The sequence below is a fragment of the Parabacteroides sp. AF14-59 genome (assembly GCF_003479515.1).
In the GTDB taxonomy this organism is placed as follows: Bacteria; Bacteroidota; Bacteroidia; order Bacteroidales; family Tannerellaceae; genus Parabacteroides; species Parabacteroides faecis.
In genome coordinates, this window is the sequence record NZ_QUHH01000012.1 from 114,969 (window position 1) to 133,832 (window position 18,864).

Here is an 18,864-nt window from a genome sequence, read left to right on the forward strand (position 1 = left end):
TAGTGTCATTTTTTAAACTTTTAATATCAATTTTACAACACACACAGCTATATAATAATCTATCTTTGTCCCCCATTTAAACCATGAACAACTCTATATAAACGTTTATTCAGATGAAAACAACCTTAAAGAAGCTTTTTTTATGTGGTTTTCTTGTTAACAGCCTACTTGCAGCCTACGGACAAGATTTTTACGCACCCCAACGTGCTTCCTGGGCTGAAAAAGCAGAACAAAGTATTCCAAGGCTGACCGTTACCGAAAAAAAGCCTGTCGCCCTGGTCAATATAGTTAAAGATGAAACAGCATTTCAACAATATAAAGCAGTTCAGACTGCCCCTATAAACAAACTATACGACAGTTCGTTTAAAGAGACAAAGTCCGTTATCGTAGACTTTGGGGAACATATAACAGGAAGTTTCAGCTTCAGTACAGACTTGTTGAGAGCCGAATCCGACGCACCTGCCCGTTTCAAGCTGACATTCGGAGAAGTACCGTCGGAACTGGTCACACCTTTCGATCCCTATCAGGGAGGACTCAGCCGTGCATGGTTACAGGATGAAGTTGTTACCGTGATGACTATGCCTGCAACAATGACCATTCCCCGCCGCGTCTCCTTCAGATATGTAAAAATAGAGTTGATCGCCACACCTCCCGGTTATGATTTCTGTATTTCCGGAATGAAATGTGACGCAGTGACGTCGGCTGTCAACACACCTGAAGAGTTATCGGCAACCACACCTCAGTTGTTCAAGGATATAGACAGGGTTAGCCTGAATACATTAAAAGAATGTATGCAAACCGTTTATGAAGACGGTCCTAAAAGAGACCAGCGCTTATGGCTGGGAGACCTGTATCTGGAAGCATTGGCAAACAATTATTCTTTCAAACAGTACGACCTGACCAAACGATGCCTGTATCTGCTTGCCAGTTTAAGCGAACACAACGGAAAACTGAATGCGACTGTTTTTGAAGCTCCGGAACCGAAGCCTCAGGCCAGACAACATCTATATGACTATTCTTTCCTGTTTGGCGTGACCCTCAAAGACTACTTACTGGAAACCGGAGACAGGGAGACAGCGGAAGACCTGTGGCCCGTCGTTAAAAAACAACTGGAATCGGCCTACAAATATCTACAGGACGACGGAATGATGAATTACGAGCAAGCCTCCCGTGAATGGTGGATATTCTTCGACTGGAAAGATGGGTTACACCGGGAAGTAGCATTCCATGGCGTTACCATTTTCGCATTCCGGGAAGCCTACGAACTGGCACAACTGCTGAATAAAGAAAATGAGGTATCGCAATTACCGGGGCTTATCAAAAAAATGAAAAAAGCAGTCCGCAAGCACTATTATAATCCTAAAACAGGACTGTTCACCGGCATACTGAACGACCAGGTATCGTACGCCTCCCAGATCTGGATGGTGTTAGGCGAAGTACCCACACAAAAAGAAGCCCAAAGGGCATTAAGGGCTTTGAAAACGACAGAAAATGTATGTACGCCGGGAGCACCTTACCTCTTCCATTATTATATAGAAGCCCTGATCAAATCGGGATTGAAAGAAGAAGCCAAAAAAGAAATGGCGGAATACTGGGGCGGAATGATCCACAAAGGGGCTGATACCTTCTGGGAAGTCTATGATCCCCGGAATGAATACCTGTCACCCTACAACTTCTATCCGGTTAATAGTTACTGCCATGCCTGGAGTTGTACCCCTACGTATTTCATTCGGAAATATCCGGAAATATTTCAGAAATAAGTTATATTTGTCTCTGTTCTAACTGAAATACAGAGACATTATGAAAGTAAGAAATTCTACTATTCCTCCTGACAGCCTGATAAACCAATATCTTCCGGCTAATTATTCGGACTCATTCGAATGTGAAACAGACTCGGATAAAAAGATCACGCCGGACGATATTCAGGTATCATTCTGGACAACTATGCCTGGCTGGGTGAATCAGCTGTTCAAACTACGGAATCTACTGGTAAAGCCATTCGGCTTACAAGCCGGAGAAGGAAAGATTCAGGAGTTTAAAGAATGTATCCGGTCAGGAGGCAATTGTAGTTTTGCCAGTGTCACGGACAAATCCCCACAAGAAACAATTGTTTGTCTCGACGATAAACATCTCTGCGCTTATTTATCCATCCATATAGAAAACCTCGAAGGAAATCGTAAAAAGATCAGAAGTATTACCGTTGTACATTTCCATTACTGGCTGGGATATGTTTACTTCTATACTATATGCCCTTTTCATTACCTGGTTGTCAGAAATATGCTCAGATACACATTGAAAAAGTTGATATAAGCAAGTTTACGATTGATTTTTGAAGATATTTGACCGATTACTGAAACCTTATTACTACAGGATTATATTCCTTTGCCAACGAAAAAATGAAAAAAACAACAGATAGCTTTAAGGGATAACCCTCCTTTTTGAGTCTGACTAATATATCAACAAATCTATATATCATGAGAAATGTGTTTTTAATGTCTATCTTATTATCGGTCTTATTCGGTGCTTGCCACAGGACTTCTCAAAAGAATGCCGCTACGGTAGCCGATGTTACCACCATGCAAAAAAGCGAACTGTTTATGATATTGCCGGACGATTGCCCGACACCCGACGGTATGGCTATTGCCCCGAACGGTGACCTCATCCTGGCTTGTCCCAATTTTGCAGATCTGTCAAAACCGGCCTGCCTGATGCAGATTACCAAAGAGGGAAAAATCAGTAAATGGATGGATGTGCCCGTATTACCGGAAACGGGTTGGGCCGCACCCATGGGAATCACTTTCGATGACGAGGGTAACCTTTTCATTTGCGACAACCAAGGATGGAGCGGAGCCGAAAAGGCCAAAAACAAAGGGAGAATACTCTGTTTAAAATTAGACGGGTATAAGCTGAAAGAAGTTATTGAAGTAGCTTCCGGCATGGAGCATCCGAACGGAATCCGCTTCAGGAACGGGAAATTATATGTAACCCAAAGCTCCTTGTCTTCCATCCAGGACCCGTCCGGTTTGCTGGTCAGCGGTGTATATTGTTTCGATAAGAATGATAAAAATATAAAGATCACCAATACCCGGGAAGATAAAAACCTGATCACCACCGTCATTACCAAGAACAAAGATGTACAGTACGGACTGGATGGCATCGTGTTCGATAAGGAAGGTTATTTATATGTAGGCAACTTCGGTGACGGTACTATCCACCGGATAACAATGGATGGCAACAGCAATGTAACCAGTAATGAGATCTGGGCACAGGATCCCTCACAGCTACGCACCACCGACGGGATGTGTATCGATGACGACGGAAATATCTGGGTAGCCGATTTCTCCGAGAATGCTGTTGCCCGCATCGATAAGGACGGTCGTATTCAGCGTATTGCCCAGAGTCCGGATTGCGACGGAAGCGACGGCGGACTCGACCAGCCGGGAGAACCGATCGTATGGAACGGCCAGGTAATCGTTTCCTGCTTCGATATCGTAACAGGCCCCGACAAAGTAAATACCGGACACGACAAGCCTTTTACACTAGCTAAATTACAACTTAACTAACAGATTAACCATAATATCATGAAACACTACTTATCTACATTTGCCGGATCGGCCATATGCGGAGGTTTTGCTTTCGGCATCTGGCCGGAGCTTTGGAAGACCTACGGCCTCATGGGAGGATGGCTGGCGGCTACACTTATCATCGGGATCATGTGGTACATGAACCATTACAACGGAGCCATATTAAACCCGGAAGGAAAGATATGGCTGGACCAGGGATGGTGTATCGGTTCCGCCGGTATAGCCTGGGGGATCGTCCGTTTCCAGGGCGACATCACACAATTCTTTCTGGCGGCTCCTACCCTGTTTTGTTGTCTGATCGGGGGAGCTTTGGCCGGTCTGACTATCTGGGCGATGCGTTCGTGCGGTAACCGCCTGTCAAAAGAGGAGGAGGCAGTATGAGCGAGTGGTTACAGACTTACAATGAACTGTTCGGCATGTACAATGCCGGTATCATCACCAGTATATTCGGTTCTTTCGCCGTCACATTCACGGTTATATTCTGCTGGCCTAAACTGGTCAGGGACTTTGGAGCAAAGGGAGGCTTTATCGCCGCCGCATTAATTATTGGAACGTTCTGGCTCGTCAACCATAAATTGCCCGGCTTCGGTTTCTCCACCGGGCTGGCTCCGGATGCAAATGGACTGCCGATGCAGTTCAGCCTGATCCATCAAGGTGCACGCGGAAGTGCTCCCTGGGTAGATATGGGTTGGGCCATCGCGATGGGATTTGTGGTCTGCGATACGCTCTGCGCCCCGAAAGGCCAACGTCTGGGCTTATTGAAAGAAGCATTCCCGCGCTGGGTGGTTATCATAGCCGGAGGGATCGTTGGAGGTATTCTGGTCGGACTGACCGGATATACGAATGCTGCATTATAAATAATATTCTATAGACCATGTCAAAATACGTTATTGCACACGACTTAGGCACGAGTGGCAACAAGGCGACTTTATTCAACGAAGAAGGTATGCTGGTCGCCTCCTATGTAGCCTCTTACCGTACCGATTATGCTGCCGGCAACCGGGCGGAACAAAATCCTGCGGATTGGTGGAAAGCAATCGTTGAAACGACCCATGCGCTATTGCAAATCGTTTCGCCGGATGATATTGCCGGGGTTGCCCTGAGCGGACAAATGATGGGTTGTTTATGCGTCGATAAAAAAGGAAATCCGCTTTATCCCCACCTATTGTATTGCGATCAGCGTTCGCAGGAGGAGGAAGCGTTCCTGGCCGGAAAGATCGATCCGCTTCATTTCTACGAGATAACAGGCCATCGCATCAGTGCCTCTTATTCGATAGAAAAGCTCATGTGGATACGGAAACATCTGCCGGAAGTATTCGCAAATACTTACAAGATGCTCAATGCTAAGGATTATATCAATTTCCGTCTTTGCGGTACGATTGCCACCGATCCGTCGGATGCATCCGGTACGAATGCCTACGACCTGAATCGCTGGGCCTGGAGTGAAGAGATCATCGAGGCAGCCGGACTGGACATTTCGCTGTTCCCGGAAGTACGTTCCTCCATCGATGTGATAGGCGAGGTAACGGAAGAAGCAGCCAAAGCTACCGGACTCCGGAAAGGAACACCGGTCGTTTGCGGAGGCGGTGACGGCAGTTGTGCCGGAGTAGGCGTTGGCTGTGTAGCCCCGGGAACATCTTACAACTACCTGGGATCTTCCTCATGGGTAGCCCTGACTGTAGAGAAACCTGTTGTCGACGAACAGCGGCGCACGATGAACTGGGCGCATGTCGTTCCGGGCATGCTTCATCCGTCCGGCACCATGCAGACGGCAGGAGCTTCCTATAACTGGATGGTTCAGCAACTGTGCCAACAGGAACAGGAAGAAGCCAGACAAAGGAAAGGAAATGTATACGAACTGATCGACGAACAGATCCGGAAATCACCGATAGGTTCCAACAAGCTGCTGTTCCTGCCCTATCTTATGGGCGAACGTTCCCCGCGCTGGAACGTAAATGCCAAAGGAGCCTTTATCGGACTGACCGTAGGACATACGCATGGAGATATGCTTCGTTCCGTCATGGAAGGTATCACCTTGAACCTGGGACTTATCGTGAATATATTCCGAAACCACGTGCCGGTTGAGAATATGACCGTGATAGGCGGCTGTGCCAAAAATCCGATCTGGCAGCAAATGATGGCCGACATCTACCAGACAGAAATAAAGATACCGAACTATCTGGAAGAAGCCACCTCGATGGGTGCCGCTATCCTGGCCGGTATCGGAGCCGGACTGTTCAAGGACTTCAGCGTAACCGACCGCTTTATCCATATCGATAAGAAGATCACCCCTATCCCTGCCAATGTGGAGAAATATCAGGAATTAATCGGAGTATTCGATAGAACATACGACCATTTGAAAGAGGTCTATACCGATTTATCGAATTTAAACCTATAAGAAAGAATATGAAAGGACAAATGAAAAGCGTAATCGCAACAGCTCCCGGCGTAGTAGAAATCCGGGAGATAGATATACCGGCTATCACGCCGTATCAGGCTTTGGTGAAAACCGAGATGGTAGCCCTGTGTAATGCAACCGACAGTAAACTGATTTCCGGGCATTTCCCCGGAGCAGACCAGTTCCCGATGGCTCTGGGACATGAGAATGTTGGTATCGTAGTGGAAGTCGGGGCTAAAGTTCGCAACTTCCGTGTGGGCGACAGGGCCATCGGCGGGTTAAATGCTACTTTTACAACTCCTGGATTGAACAGTGCCTGGGGAGGCTTCAGCGAATATGTCGTCGTGAACGATTTCGAAGTGTTGCAGGAAGAAGGTCTCGCCACACCGGAACAGGGCTGCTGGGACAGCTTTGAGATTCAGAATGCCGTACCAGCCGATATACAACCGGAAGAAGCGGTAATCGCTTGTACCTGGCGTGAGATAGTCGGCGCATTTAAAGACTTCCGTCTGGCTCCGGGCAAGAAAGTAATGGTATTCGGTGCCGGTCCCGTCGGGTTGAGTTTCGTCAAACTGGGCAAGTTGTTCGGCCTGGGACAGGTGGATATCGTCGATATGCTTCCCGCCAAGCTGGAGCTGGCCAAACAGATGGGAGCAGACAACGGATATACTCCGGCAGAAATCGCCACCCCTGAATTTATAGCCGCTGCCAACCGTTCGTACGATACGATCATTGACGCAGTAGGTTTACCATCCATCGTTAACTCGGCTCTGCCGCTTATCAAAATGGCCGGCGACATTTGCGTCTACGGTGTAATGACCAAAAATCCGACAATCGATTTAGATCAGGCTCCATACAACTTCAACCTCTACATCCACCGCTGGCCGACCCGCTCAGAAGAGAAACGGGCCATGATCGCACTGACCGGATGGATACGTGAAGGCCGTCTGTCTGCCTCCGACTTTATCTCCCATCGCTTTAAGATTGAACAAATAAACGAGGCTCTGGAAGCCGTAAAACGTAACGAAGTAATAAAAACAGTATTAACATTCTAAACATCATTTATCATGAACGAAATAATCGCAAACTTAACAGCAGAAAAATTGGCAGGAATGATCGATCATACCTTCCTGAAACCTTTCGGCACGGCAGAGAACATCGAAAAACTGTGTGCCGAAGCACGGAAATATGAATTTGCAATGGTAGCCATCAATCCGGCAGAAGTAGAAACCTGCGTCAAACTGCTGGAAGGTTCGCCTGTTCGCGTCGGTGCAGCCATCGGATTTCCGTTAGGCCAGACGACCACCGAATGCAAAGCGTTTGAAACACGTGATGCCATCGAAAAAGGAGCAACGGAAATCGATACGGTAATTAATGTCCGCGCTCTGCAAAAAGGAAGATTGGACATCGTAAAGAAAGAAATCGAAGATATGGTAGCCATCTGCAAACCGGCAGGCGTGATCTGTAAAATGATTCTGGAAACCTGCTACCTGTCTGATGCAGAAAAGGAGACAGTCTGCCAAATCGCCAAAGAAGCAGGTGTCGATTTCGTGAAGACTTCGACCGGTTTCGGCACGGCCGGAGCCACCGTAGAAGACGTTGCCCTGATGCGCCGGGTAGTTGGTCCGGAAATCGGAGTGAAAGCAGCAGGCGGCATCCGCGACCTGGATACGGCATTAGCCATGATTAAGGCAGGCGCTACCCGAATCGGTACGTCTAGCGGAGTCTCAATCGTAGAGGCTTACAAAGTTTCTTCCTTATGAAACATTAGTTTCATACCAAGAAACAACAGTTTCATCCAGAAGAAACAAATTGAAACAAAGCATCGTTTCAGTTTATTCCGGTAACCGGATTATTAATAAAGAAGGGAGTAACATGAATAACTTACACAAAATAGGAATGGGACTTATACTCGTTGTACTGGCAGCCTGTCAGAACAACGAGTATAAAGATCACCATCCCGCCGATAAGCAGGAATTTATAGCCGAAATACAAGACCGATTCAATAAAATAAAGGCTACCGAAGGGGTAGTCTCAAAAGACAGTACCGCCACCCTGATCCGGGAGGCGCATCTGCATTTATATCATCACTATCCCGTCTATTACGACTGGTGGCTACAGGATGGAAGTAATGTGAAATGGTTTGACGGGACTTTTTCCGGTCAGATCAGCGAACGCCTGCACAAACTACAGCTGGAAACAAAAGTAACCGATACCCCGGAAAGCATCACACAGGCTTTGTCTTCCTATCTCGACGCCTGTACGAAAAGAAGAGAGCAGCGGCTGGCTTCATTTATAAAAAACACTCCCGAAGTTGTGTTTACCAAATTCCGTACGCTGCGTCCGTCTTTCTTTGCCTATACGGAAGGTTTGTCCGATGCCCGTGCGGAATGTAATTTCTTTGCCGGGGGAGAATTGGCATCTTTTAAGATGGATGGTATCTGGGCTAAAGAAGAAACCTTGCTGAAAGATACAGCCGGCGTTTTCCGTGATCCGGACGTACATTTCGATGGAAAGCATATATTATTTGCCTGGAAGAAGTCACAGAAAGAAGACGACTTCCACCTGTACGAAATGGAAATGCCCTCCCGGAAACTGAAACAGATCACTTCCGGCCTGGGATTTGCCGATATAGAGCCGATCTATCTACCGGACGAAAATATCCTGTTCAACTCGACCCGCAACGGTAGTGCGGTAGACTGCTGGACCGTAGAAGTCAGCAACCTCTATCTCTGCGACCGCGAAGGACGTTATATGCGGCAGGTCGGATTCGACCAGGTGCATACCTCCAATCCGACACTGCTCGACGACGGCCGCGTTGTCTATACCCGTTGGGAATACAACGACCGTGGTCAGGTATTTATGCAACCGCTCTGCCAGATGAATCCGGACGGTACCGGACAGGCTGAGTATTACGGAGGAAACAGCTTCTTCCCTACCACGGTCACACATACCCGCCAAATCCCCGGAACACGAAAGGTGATGGCAACCATACTCGGTCATCACACACCTCAACACGGTAAATTATGCATCATCGACCCTGAAGCCGGACGCGATGAGAACGAAGGTGTCATGTTGGTTGCCCCGCTCCACAGGCCGGAAGCTGTAAAAGTCGATACATACGGACAATTCGGCGACCAGTTCCAACACCCTTACCCTTTGAATGAAGAAGAGTTTCTGATTTCCTATACGCCGCTGGGCTACCACGTAGGCCATCCGATGGAATTTGGTATCTACTGGATGACACCGGACGGAGAACGCGAACTATTGGTTTCGGATGCCAGCATATCCTGCAATCAGCCAGTTCTGCTGGCCGAACGTGAACGTCCTTTCGAGCGTGTAAACAATGTGGACTACACGAAAGAGGAAGGTGTCTACTATATGCAGAACATTTACGAAGGAAACGGTTTGAAAGGCATCGAGCCGGGAACGATCAAGAAACTGCGGATTGTCGAACCCATCTACCGCGTAGCCAGTATCGGTGCCGCTTATGGCTTTGATGCGGGGGGCGGCGGACATGCCTTTTCCCCGGTAGGAGTCGGCAATGCCAGCTGGGACGTAAAACGGATACTGGGAACGATAGATGTGCAGCCGGACGGTTCGGCCTTCTTCAAAGTGCCTTGCCGCACGCCTTTATACTTCCAGGCATTGGATGAAAACAACCGCGTTGTACAGACCATGCGCAGCTGGTCGACTTTGCAGCCGGGAGAAACACAAAGTTGTGTAGGATGCCATGAGCACAAAAATACGGTTCCGGTAGCTTCGCATCCGGTATCTATAGCGATGAACACCGGTATCCAAAAGATCGAGCCGGAAGGAATTGGCGACCGTTGCTTCAGCTACATCAAAGAGGTGCAGCCTATCTGGGATGCTCATTGCATATCCTGCCATGACGGGGTGAAAAGCAAACTGAGCCTGAAAGGCGAGTTGAAAGTAGTCGACCAGCAGACCAAGCGCAAGTTCTCAGACTCTTATCTGAACCTGACGCATGCCCGCCAGATGACGAGAGACAACGACTCCTGGCAGGGAGATGCTCATCACCCGGAAGTAAACTGGATAAGCAATCTGTCCGAACCGACGTTGCTCGCCCCTTATTTTGCCGGTTCCAACACAAGCAACCTGATCAAACGGCTTGAAAACGGGCACGGCGGATGCAACCTGAGCAAGGAAGAAATGGAAACGATCGCTTTATGGATCGACCTGTGCGTACCGTTCATCGGTGATTACCGGGAAGCAAACAACTGGACACAGGAGGAGAAGGATTATTATACGTATTATGAGAAGAAACGGGAAACATCCCGGGCTGCCGAGAAAGAAAACATCCGTCAGTATCTTCAATCGTTAAAAGCAAAGAAGTAAAGATTATGAAAATAAACTGGACTTATATAGCCTGTCTGTGCCTGGCTGCCCTGACAGGATGCAACGGGAATGATGTTTTTGCTCCGGATCATATATGGAGTGCCGGAGAAGGAAGCGGACTTCTGGTGACAAACCGGGATAAAAAAGAAATATGCCTCATCGATACCCGTTTAAAGAATACAGGTATCAAAGTGACATTGCCAACCGCCGCCAACGACCTGACGGAAACGCCCGACCGGCATATCTGGGTGGTATGCGACGGTGTCGGAGGCTCTTTATGTGAGCTGAACGGGAAAGACCTGTCCGTTATCTCTCAAACAGCCTTGGGACACACGCCTTCTGCCCTCTTGTTCAACCGGCAGACAGGTTCTTTATGGACAACCCAACGCTTCAACAACGAACTGTGGGAAGTATCTCCGGAAACCAAAGAGGTGTTGAACCGGATTACCGTAGGCCGAGAACCGGTAGACATCGTTTCATTCGCTGGCGACAGCTTATTGCTGGTTGCCAACAACCTGCCGGAAATGTCATCGCTCACTTATCCGATTGCCTGCCAGTTGGATATTGTCGATGTAAACAATAAAAAGGTAGTGAAACGCTTACAGCTTCCAAATGGTTCCACAGATGTAAAAGCATTGGCTACGGACAGCAAAGGCGATTATGCGTATGCCGTTCATCTGCTGGCACGCTACCAGCTCCCGACCAACCAGGTAGACCGGGGATGGATGAGTACGAACGTCCTGTCCGTCATCAACCTGCATACACAGGAAGTGGAAAACACGGTCCTGTTGGACACTCCGCAGAAAGGCGCCTCCAATCCGTGGAACGTTGTCGTTTCGCCGGATGACAGTAAAATATGGATCTCTGTCTCCGGAACTCACGAACTGGTTTGTGTAGACAGAACCTCATTGCATGACCGCTTGGCACGGGCAAAAGACGGCAAAAAAGTAACCCCTTCGACCAAAGATTATGCGCATATCCCGGATGATGCCGGTTTCTTATACGGCATCCGCGATTTCTACAAAACGCAGGGGAAAGGTCCCCGTGCCTTGTACGTCACACCGGATAAAGTCTATACGGCGAATTACTATACCGGAGAATTGGTTGCCTTCAACGGAAGCGGCAAGGATATGGTTTCTACCTCATTGGGTGCTACGCTCGCATCCACTCAAAAAGGGAAAGGCGATATGTATTTCCACGATGCTTCCATCGGTTTCCAGGAATGGCAGAGCTGTGCCAGTTGCCATCCCAACGATGCCCGCATGGACGGGCTGAACTGGGATTTGCTGAACGACGGCATGGGGAATCCTAAGAATACCAAGACATTGGTTTTATCCCACCAGACTCCTCCCTGTATGGTTTCCGGTATTCGTAAAGATGCGGAAACGGCTGTCATCTCAGGTATCAAGTATATCTTATTTGCTGCCTCGACAGAAGAAATAGCTCCGGCCATCGACGTGTACCTGAAGTCATTGTCACCGGTTCCGAGTCCTTACCTGGTAAACGGTAATTTATCCGAAGCAGCCCAAAAAGGGAAGGTACATTTCGAGAAAAACTGTGCGTCCTGTCATTCGGGTACTTATTATACGGATATGAAACAATACAAGGTAAACTGGACGAACGGGCCGGATCAGAACGTAAAAATGGATGTTCCCGCCTTGAACGAAGTATGGAGAACAGCTCCTTACCTGTATGACGGGCGCAGCTACACCATGCAGGAAATGCTGAAAGTGCATGGCCCCGCAGAAACACTGTCGGAAAACGAACTGAACGACCTGGCAGAATACGTATTATCTCTTTAAGAAACAACATTATGAGACATTTTACTTATATCCTTTTTCTTTCCTGCATCCACTGCTTTAATGTATTGGCACAATGCGGGAACTTCGCCGGAGCCGATTACTCCCAGGGGATCGTTTTCATTATGGAAAACAACAAGATCGTCTGGCAACATGAGGCTCCGGAATCGAATGATCTCTGGGTACTTCCGAATGGGAACTTATTGTTTTCGGTTGGCAAAGGAGTACTGGAAGTGACCCGGCAAAACGATACCGTCTTTTATTATGCTTCGGAAAGTCCCGTCTTCGCCTGCCAGCGTCTGAAAAACGGGAATACTTTTATCGGTGAATGCAATGCCGGACGCTTACTGGAAGTTTCTCCCGGGGGGAAAATCGTAAGTGAGGTGTGCATCCTGCCGGAAGGTGTCTCGGACGGAACATTCGCCTTTATGCGTAATGCCCGCAGACTGGATAATGGCAATTATCTCGTTGCGCATTACGGAGGGGAATACGTCAAAGAATACAATTCAAAAGGAGAAGTGGTCTGGCAGGTACAGGTCCCCGGCGGTCCTCATTCTGTGATCCGGCTGCCGAACGGCCACACACTGGTCGCCATAGCCGATAAGACACAGAATCCCCGCATTGTCGAATTAGACAAAAAAGGCAACACCGTATGGGAAATATCGAACAAGGACATTCCCGGAGAGCCTTTAAAGTTTCTGGGAGGCATGCAATATTTCCCTGACGGGCGCTTGCTCTTCACCAACTGGGTCGGGCATGTAAATCCGGAAAAACGGGATCATCTGTTCCTGGTAGACAGGGATAAGAACGTTCTATGTACATTAAAGGATCAGGAAGGGATACAAACCATGTCTTCCGTATTCAGCCTGGATGAAAATACCGGTTCATTTCATTAAGGCATTTTCTAATTCGTTGTTATTCAAACAATCATTCAGACAACAGCTATATGAGAAAATTATTTTTTATATCCTTATTCGGGATTGCATCGCTTACAGCCTGTCTGGCCGATAAGCCGCTACAAACAGAAAATAAGACCTATAGGAATCCTGTCATCGATTACAGTCTTCCGGACCCCAGCCTCATCAAAGCCGATGACGGTTACTTTTACGTGTATGCAACGGAGAATATTCGTAATCTTCCTATCCACCGTTCCAGAAACCTGGTAGACTGGGAAGAAGTAGGTACTGCCTTTACAGACGAAACCCGTCCGACTTTCGAGCCTAAAGGCGGTCTGTGGGCACCTGATATCAATTATATCAACGGACAATACGTTTTATATTACTCCATGTCCGTCTGGGGTGGAGAATGGACCTGCGGCATCGGAGTCGCAACTGCCGACAAACCGGAGGGTCCTTTTACCGACCGGGGGATGATGTTCAGGAGCAATACGATAGGTGTGCAAAACTCCATCGACCAGTATTACATCGAAGAGAATGGCAAAAAGTACATGTTCTGGGGAAGCTTCCGGGGAATTTACGGGATAGAGTTGTCAGACGACGGACTAACCCTGAAGGAAGGAGCAGAGAAAAAACAGGTAGCCGGTACAGCTTATGAAGGAACTTATATTCATAAACGTGGCAAATATTATTACCTGTTCGCCTCTATCGGCAGTTGCTGCGAAGGATTAAAAAGCACCTATACAACCGTAGTCGGCCGTTCAGAAAACCTGTTCGGTCCTTATGTGGACAAAAAGGGGCAACCGATGATGGAAAACCATCATGAGATACTGATTCGCGGAAATGAGGCTTTTGTCGGTACAGGTCATAACTCGGAAATAGTGACTGACAAAGCTGGAAACGACTGGATGCTTTATCATGCGGTGAGTAAAGAAAATCCTACCGGACGTGTTCTGATGCTCGATCAGGTCAGATGGGTAAACGACTGGCCGGAGGTAACCGGCTCTACCCCCTCACTGGAGGCTGAAACCCCTGTATTCTAAATACTGAAAAAGGATAAGGTAGCACTATAGACTCAGATGTATCAACATTACAAACCTACATCTATCAGCACTATAGACTTACACCTGTCAACACTATAGTGCTACCTTCCCCACATCGATATGCTACTTATTTCTGCCGCGTACCTTCTATTACCTCCCGGTTGATTTGTTTAACCTTATCCAGATTCATCTTCTCAACCCAACGATCATAAGTGACCAACCCGTTTATTTCGTGCTCCACATCCGTCGTCTGCGTGTAAATAGCCGTACTCAAGCCAAAGTATTTAATCATTTGCTCCAATTCGTTAAGCATAAGTATATATGTATCGGTCAGTACCTCTTTGTTCAACATCATTTCATAAGCATCATTCCTTACAGGCCATAAATGATCTCTGACAAATAATCCTTTTCCTCCGAACTCACCGAGAGACGCAGCTCTTTTCTCATCCGGACGAGGCATTGCCTTCGGCTCTATTTTGCCGTAATGATGCATATCGACAAAATCACCATTACCGGGATCTCCATAGGCCGGCCGGTAACCCGGTGCATAATTATAGCCGGACAAACCATTGACCAGGCGGCTCGGATCATACTTTTTCACCCAGGCTGTTATATCAGTAACCTCGAACGCTCCCCAGTTTTCATTAAAAGGAACCCACATCACAATGGAAGGTGAACTGATATGCTGATCGATCATTACTTTCAATTCTTCGCGGAATTGCTTACGTACAGCAACAGAATCGGTACCATCCGGTTCCCAAAGATTAGGCATATCCTGCCAGACCATCAATCCCATGCGGTCACAATGATAGTACCAACGCTGCGGTTCCACTTTTATATGCTTACGGATCACGTTAAAACCGGCCCGTTTGGCTAATTCTATATCATACAGCAATGCTTCATCCGTCGGAGCCGTAAAAATACCATCCGGCCAATAGCCCTGATCCAGCAACCCTATTTGAAAAACAAACTTACCGTTCAATAAAGGGCGGTTTACTCCATCCACCTTTCCTAAAGAAACGGAGCGCATTCCAAAATAAGAATCGACTTCATCCACTACCTTACCTTTCGTATTCTTCAGCTGTAACTTTAAATCATACAAAAAAGGATCTTCAGGAGTCCAGAGACGAGGGTTCTGTATGGGAATATAAAACTTACCATTAACGGTTCCTTCCGCTTTCGCTATTTCCTTTCCACCATCTTTTGCTACTGCCGAAACTTTTAACCCGTCATTATCTGTGTTAACAAGCACCTCCAAACGGTTGTTCTTCAGATCGGGGATCAGCTTGATCCGAGAAACATATTGTTTTTCCACAGGTTCTAACCAGACTGTCTGCCAGATACCGGACGTAAAAGTATAATCGCCACGCGGCCCGTTTTTACCGGATGCTGCTTTTCCATCGTTAGGATCATAGGCACCGACCACAAGAGTATTTTCACCCGACTTCAAAAAAGCAGTAATATCAAAAGTAAAAGCATCATATCCTCCTGTATGTGTGCCCACTTTCTTTCCATTCACAAACACAGTCGAAATACGGTCTACCGCACCAAAATTCAATAAGACATTCTTTCCTTTCCAGGCTCCGGGTATAGTAAAGCTTCGACGATACCATAGACAAGTATCCCCTTTGCGGGCAATACCTGATAATTCTGCCTCCGGAGGGAAAGGAACCCTGATTTGTTCCGGCTTAACGGGGAATGTCGGGACAGAAGTTGCCGATACCGGGTCCTGTAAGTCTTTTCCACCCATATAATCCCATACACCATTCAAATTCAACCACTCCGTCCTCACCATTTGTGGCCGCGGATATTCCGGCAAAGGAACAGCAACTTCCAATGCTTTATTGGTCCAGGGAGTTGGTAATGTAAACTTTTTCGGGCTTTGCCCTTTCATACTAATCCCTCCCCCTAAAAAGAAACAGAAGAGAAAGCAAATAAACACAACTTTTTTCATGATATTGTTATTTAATATAAGTAAATGAGATCTAGAATGAGATAATTGCCTGAAAGTTCAATGGGTCAAAATTAATAAGTAAATCCCACTTTCTATATCATTGTATAAATATTTCTATATTGAAAAATATAAATAGCCAAAGGCATGTACTTTCATAACTATATATTTTGAGGTCATAATAAAAAAAGGGTGCATCATTATCTAATGACACACCCCTCCTACAAAGCAATTTATTTTACAGCAAGTTCGAAGACCTCCGAATAAATAAACTGGTCAGCTCCTTCTGCCTTAATACCTATACGAGCATACACTTTTCCTGTACGATTCTTTGCATTCTCCAAAGATTTTAGCTGTGATGCATCGGTTATCGCGAATGAGAAGTTTTTATTCCCGGCAGACTTATCTTCAGAATAGTCCATACGTGCGAAATTCGTCTGCTCATCTACAAACCGGGTAGAACTAATAAACACACTTTGCGTATTTATCGCTGCATCAGAAATAATCTGTTTTACAGCACAGGTAGCCGATAAATTAGTTCCATTCAGACTGATTGCAGCATTTTCTATCATAAAATAAGGAGTCACATAGATCTTGACTTCGGTACTACCCTTCAGTGTAAAATCGACTGTATCTTTTTTTACTTCAGATATCTGTACAGTTTTCCAGGGACCATTATTATTGTTTGTAATCATATGGTAATCGCCGTCAAAAAGAATGGCTTCAAACTTAGCATCCTGGTCGGCATACAACGTAATACCATCTGATAACTGCCAGCCATACTGATATAACGAGAGTTTTATGGCTTCTCCGGTACCTTTCACCTGTAAAGGATGTTCTACGCCACCGGCATCTTTGTACAGGATCTGGCCATACAACTTGGATTCGGGAGCATCGTAATTATCCATACCACAACTAGTGGCAAAAACAGCCAACAACAATAATGAGGCTATATTATATATTATCTTTTTCATTCTCATTACCTTTTAATTAAGATTGATACGGATTCTTTACCATCTTAGGATTCCTGTTAATCCAATCCTGGTTAATAAAGTTATAATAATTCTTCGGTTGAAAATAACGAGGATACGGAGACATATAAGTTGTTGTAGCATCAAAAACCCATTTCAAGTCATTCGGATCGCCCACCTGATCAATCTGATAAGGGAACAATACACGATGAATGGCCGTCGAGGTGTTCTCATTGTTATCCCAAAGCTTATCAGCCAATCTCCAACGTTTCAGATCATAGAAACGATGGTTTTCAAAAGCAAACTCCACACGATTTTCACGAACAATATCATTCAGTGTGATAGTTCCGTTCAGCGGCTGGATACCAGCACGTTCACGAACTGCATTCAAATAACGGCGAGCATTATCCTGATCGTTCATTTCCATGGCTGCTTCAGCAGCAATCAGATACATTTCCGATACACGGAAACGAGGGAACCATACTTCAGAACCACGGCCACGGGTGGTTGCACCGACAGTTTCATCCATAAACTTTCTGACAAAGAAACCTGATTTGTTTACATATTGGTCGTCACCGGTAGTCATCGGACCATTTACCGGAGTAATGATCAAACCTCTTGAAGTCACATCCTGTCCACGTTTGCCATGATAGCTTTTCCATTCACCGCTCTCATTACGTTTAACACCTGCGCGTAATACGACTTCCGAACCTCTGAAAGAAGAACCCGGTACTATTACAGTTGCAAACAAACGAGGATCTTTATCCTTGAACAGGTCTATTGCCTTATCGTAAGCGATATAGCTACCGTCAGAATTTTTTATATTCAGTTTTCCATCACGATTACCGATGTATTCGAAATCTTCCACCAGATTTAGTACCGGGCCTAAATACGCCTGATCGATATCTTCGGCATGCGATGACGGAACATTATCGCGAGTCCATCCCTGATAATTGGACGGACCTTTATAATCACGTGCCCAAATAACTTCGGTATTATTATCTTTCAATGTAGTTGCAGCATAGAAATTATCTGCTTTATCAGATATATTATTCTGTAACACATACACACCTCCATCAATCACAGCTTTCGCAGCATCATATGCTATCTTATAATATTCAGAGGCTTTAGATGCCGGAATACCGACTTCGTCACCCGGAGTAGAAACCGGATTCTCCATTTTGTTATTATAATTGGCAATAGAACCGGCATAAACAGCAGCCCGAGCTTTTAATGCCAACGCTGCCCATTTGGTTGCACGGGCTGAATTTTTGGAAGCTTCAGATGGTAACATTCCATCCGCTGCGATTTCGGTACATTCTTTAATAACGTAATCATACAACTCTGCTTCTGTCGAACGAGGATATTGTAAAGTAGTGATATCCATTCCCGATTCATACGAAAACACTTCGTCGCCAACAATCGGCATTCCTCCCATACATCTGCACATGCAGAAATAAGTATAGGCACGCATAAAACGGACTTCACCGCGAAGCTGGTTCTTTCTCTCTTCAGATATTACATCTGTATTATTCAAGCTGGCCAAAAACTGGTTGATATTGCGTATCAATCCGTAATCATAAATACGCCAGTGATCGTCACCAAAAGTACGGAATAAATCAGGACCTCCGCTCGAACGTAAAGCCTCGTCCAAACAAACATAAGAACCGGCATCTGTTATGCGTTGCCCCCACTCCATACGACCATAGAAGTTAGCCAGAACAGAGGTAATCATTTTCTCATCACTAAACACCTGTTCATCAGACAAGATACGGTCCGGATCCCGATCCAGAAAATCGGAACATCCGCAAAATGCCAATGTAAAAGCCAAACAGGCAGAATAAATATATTTCTTTTTCATAC

The 18,864-nt window shown here is 46.3% G+C and carries 15 protein-coding genes; 12 read left to right on the plus strand and 3 right to left on the minus strand.

Annotation, left to right across the window (positions count from 1 at the left end):
* The first annotated feature begins 113 nt into the window (after positions 1-113).
* The 12 genes from DWW23_RS14215 (at position 114) to DWW23_RS14270 (ending at position 14,079) form a co-directional block, all read left to right on the plus strand.
* Entirely contained in the window at positions 114-1,760 is a 1,647-nt protein-coding gene (locus tag DWW23_RS14215) for a family 78 glycoside hydrolase catalytic domain (protein WP_122353943.1), read from the plus strand.
* 40 nt (positions 1,761-1,800) lie between these two features.
* Complete coding sequence (locus DWW23_RS14220; RefSeq protein WP_122353944.1) at positions 1,801-2,310, plus strand: DUF2867 domain-containing protein; 510 nt, start codon at positions 1,801-1,803, stop codon at positions 2,308-2,310.
* A 164-nt stretch (positions 2,311-2,474) separates the two neighbouring features.
* Positions 2,475-3,563 carry an SMP-30/gluconolactonase/LRE family protein gene (locus DWW23_RS14225; RefSeq protein WP_122353945.1) on the plus strand — a complete coding sequence of 363 codons (1,089 nt, stop codon included), beginning with the start codon at positions 2,475-2,477 and terminating at the stop codon, positions 3,561-3,563.
* Positions 3,564-3,581: 18 nt separating this feature from the next.
* Positions 3,582-3,965 (plus strand): electron transporter RnfD, encoded by a 384-nt coding sequence (locus DWW23_RS14230; protein WP_122353946.1) that lies wholly within the window; start codon positions 3,582-3,584, stop codon positions 3,963-3,965.
* Entirely contained in the window at positions 3,962-4,441 is a 480-nt protein-coding gene (locus DWW23_RS14235) for a hypothetical protein (RefSeq protein WP_122353947.1), read from the plus strand. Before DWW23_RS14230 ends, DWW23_RS14235 begins: the two co-directional genes overlap by 4 nt.
* Positions 4,442-4,458: 17 nt before the next feature.
* On the plus strand, positions 4,459-5,982 hold the full coding sequence (gene xylB / locus DWW23_RS14240; protein WP_122353948.1) for a xylulokinase: 1,524 nt from the start codon (positions 4,459-4,461) through the stop codon (positions 5,980-5,982).
* A gap of 20 nt (positions 5,983-6,002) precedes the next feature.
* Positions 6,003-7,037: a zinc-binding dehydrogenase gene (locus tag DWW23_RS14245; RefSeq protein ID WP_122354013.1), complete on the plus strand. Its 1,035-nt coding sequence runs from the start codon at positions 6,003-6,005 to the stop codon at positions 7,035-7,037.
* 12 nt (positions 7,038-7,049) lie between these two features.
* Positions 7,050-7,745: a deoxyribose-phosphate aldolase gene (deoC, locus tag DWW23_RS14250; protein WP_122353949.1), complete on the plus strand. Its 696-nt coding sequence runs from the start codon at positions 7,050-7,052 to the stop codon at positions 7,743-7,745.
* A gap of 112 nt (positions 7,746-7,857) precedes the next feature.
* Positions 7,858-10,341, plus strand: coding sequence for a hypothetical protein (locus tag DWW23_RS14255; protein ID WP_122354014.1), 2,484 nt, complete (start codon positions 7,858-7,860; stop codon positions 10,339-10,341).
* Between the two features lie 5 nt (positions 10,342-10,346).
* Positions 10,347-12,143, plus strand: coding sequence for a c-type cytochrome (locus DWW23_RS14260; protein ID WP_122353950.1), 1,797 nt, complete (start codon positions 10,347-10,349; stop codon positions 12,141-12,143).
* Positions 12,144-12,154: 11 nt separating this feature from the next.
* A complete protein-coding gene (locus DWW23_RS14265; protein WP_122353951.1) occupies positions 12,155-13,036 on the plus strand; it encodes an aryl-sulfate sulfotransferase in 882 nt (293 codons plus the stop codon).
* 50 nt (positions 13,037-13,086) lie between these two features.
* On the plus strand, positions 13,087-14,079 hold the full coding sequence (locus tag DWW23_RS14270) for a family 43 glycosylhydrolase (RefSeq protein WP_122353952.1): 993 nt from the start codon (positions 13,087-13,089) through the stop codon (positions 14,077-14,079).
* 127 nt (positions 14,080-14,206) lie between these two features.
* On the opposite strand, the gene DWW23_RS14275 is transcribed toward DWW23_RS14270, so the two are convergent.
* The 3 genes from DWW23_RS14275 to DWW23_RS14285 form a co-directional block, all read right to left on the minus strand.
* Positions 14,207-16,033, minus strand: a complete 1,827-nt coding sequence (locus DWW23_RS14275) for a glycoside hydrolase family 2 protein (RefSeq protein ID WP_122353953.1) — start codon at positions 16,031-16,033, stop codon at positions 14,207-14,209.
* Between the two features lie 230 nt (positions 16,034-16,263).
* The gene (locus DWW23_RS14280) at positions 16,264-17,004 is read right to left on the minus strand and encodes a DUF3823 domain-containing protein (protein WP_158583191.1); all 741 of its coding nucleotides are present in this window, start codon (positions 17,002-17,004) and stop codon (positions 16,264-16,266) included.
* A gap of 16 nt (positions 17,005-17,020) precedes the next feature.
* Positions 17,021-18,862 (minus strand): RagB/SusD family nutrient uptake outer membrane protein, encoded by a 1,842-nt coding sequence (locus DWW23_RS14285; protein WP_122353955.1) that lies wholly within the window; start codon positions 18,860-18,862, stop codon positions 17,021-17,023.
* Positions 18,863-18,864 lie beyond the last annotated feature (2 nt).